This is a genomic window from Variovorax sp. RCC_210 (assembly GCF_041355175.1).
Classification (GTDB): Bacteria; Pseudomonadota; Gammaproteobacteria; order Burkholderiales; family Burkholderiaceae_C; genus Variovorax.
Window position 1 is genome coordinate 1 of the sequence record NZ_JBFUPJ010000040.1, and the last position, 1,878, is coordinate 1,878.

At 66.9% G+C, this 1,878-nt stretch carries 3 protein-coding genes; all 3 read right to left on the bottom strand.

Features of this window, described 5'->3' with window-relative positions; all coding sequences use genetic code 11:
* A partial coding sequence (locus AB6807_RS39315) for a response regulator (RefSeq protein ID WP_371088803.1) occupies positions 1-200 on the bottom strand: 200 nt, incomplete at its 3' end.
* Between the two features lies 1 nt (position 201).
* Entirely contained in the window at positions 202-1,071 is an 870-nt protein-coding gene (locus tag AB6807_RS39320) for a sensor histidine kinase (RefSeq protein ID WP_371088804.1), read from the bottom strand.
* A gap of 3 nt (positions 1,072-1,074) precedes the next feature.
* Positions 1,075-1,878 (bottom strand): SpoIIE family protein phosphatase (locus AB6807_RS39325; RefSeq protein ID WP_371088805.1); only part of this gene is annotated, 804 nt, incomplete at its 5' end.

Here is a 1,878-nt window from a genome sequence, read left to right on the forward strand (position 1 = left end):
TGCACGTCGAGCACCACGGCCGAGATGTGCTGCGACGCGAGCACCAGCGCCTCGCCGCCGGTGCCGGCCTCGCGCGTTTCGAAGCCCGCGGCGCGAATCACGCGAGCTGTGGTGTATCGCGTTGTGGGGTTGTCGTCCACCACCAGCACGGTGTGGCGAGAGCGGTCGATCGAGGTGTTGATCAGCGGCTCGGATGACATGTCATTCCGGCTGAACCGGGTCCACGAGTTGGTGTTGTACCGGCAACGTCACGGAGAAAACGGAGCCTTTGCCCAATTCGCTTGCCACCTCCACGTGCCCGCCCAGCAGCACCGCCAGCTGCCGGCACAGCGACAGGCCCAGGCCGGTGCCGCGCAGGCGCTTCTGCACCGGCGAGTCGACCTGCGAGAAATCGTCGAAGACGGCCGCGTGGTGTTCGGGGGCAATGCCGATGCCGGTGTCTGACACCGAGAACCGCACCGCGTCCTCGCCCACGCGCGCCGCGGTCACCCGCACTTCGCCATGCGGCGTGAACTTGAGCGCGTTGGAAATGAAGTTGCGCAAGATCTGCGAGAGCTTGCGGTCATCGGTGTAAAGCTTCGGCAGCCCCTCCGGCTCCTCGAAGATCAGCGCGGTGGTCGGGTTGGAGAGGACCGGTCGGAACATGCCACGCAGCGCGGAAAACAAGTCGACCATCTCGAACCAGGCCGGCGAGATGTCGACCCGGCCTGCCTCGATCTTGGCCAGGTCCAACAGGTCGTCGACCATCTCGGCCAGCTCGGTGGCGGTGGTATTGATGAAGCCGACCTGCTTTTCCTGCTCGGGCGTGAGCGGGCCGTCCACGCGGTCGCTGAGCAGGCGTGTGATGCTTCGCATGGCGCTGATGGGCGTGCGGAACTCGTGGCTCATGTAGGCCAGGAAGCGGCTCTTGAGCTCGGTGGCCTTCTGCAGCTGTTCGGCCTGCGCGTCGAGCTCGGCGTACAGCGCGACCACGCCGCGGTTGGTCTCCTCGAGTTCCGCGCGCAGTTCGTCGACCTCGCGCCGGCTCTGGGCCAGCGCATCTTCACGGTCGTCAACGACGGTGCTGTTCATCGGTTATTCCTTTTGGCGGATCACGACGACGGTGGCGTCGTCGCGGTGCCGCGTGTGATCGCGCAAAAGGATCGCCGCCATGAGTGTGGGATCCTTTTGCAACAGCGGTCGGATGGCATCCTGGCTCCAGCGGCTTTCGATGCCGTCGCTGTAGATGACCGTCACCGCGTGCGGGGGCAGTTCGAGGGAGCTGGTTTCTGGCTTACGGATCTGCAAACCAGCGGTTCCAGGCTGCGTGATGATGGCCTTGTCAAATACTCCAGAGACAACGCGGCCCATCACGTTGCCCGCCCCGGTATAGGAGATGGTCGCGCGCTGAATATCGACCCGCAAGGCGCACACAGCCGCCCCTCGGGTCGTCTTCAGTTCACGGTGGACGCGTTGGAGGATTGCTCCAAGGTCATCCGTCGGTGCCGTTGCAAAGACATCGGTGGCGGCCTGCGAGGCCTTGGCCGCCTCGGGGCCGTGGCCCAGTCCGTCGGCCATCAGCACGGTGAGCGTGGCAAGCGCGCCGGCCTGTGCGCCATGCACGACGGCGGCCCAGCCGTCGCCGCTCACCGTCTCGTGCGGCGCGGGCAGGCACACGGCGCCGATCTGCAGCGCGGGCCCGTGCGTTGCCAATGCAGCGCCGCCACCGGCAGTCGCTGGCCGCACCCGCGCCACGCTCACCGTGCCCTCGGGCACCGTGGAGTGAATGTCGAAGTCGTTCGCCAGCCGGCGTACCGCGCCTAGGCCGGTGCCCGGCGTGCTGCCCGACGAATGGCCGTCGCGCATCGCCAGTGCGATGTCGGGGATGCCGGGGCCTTC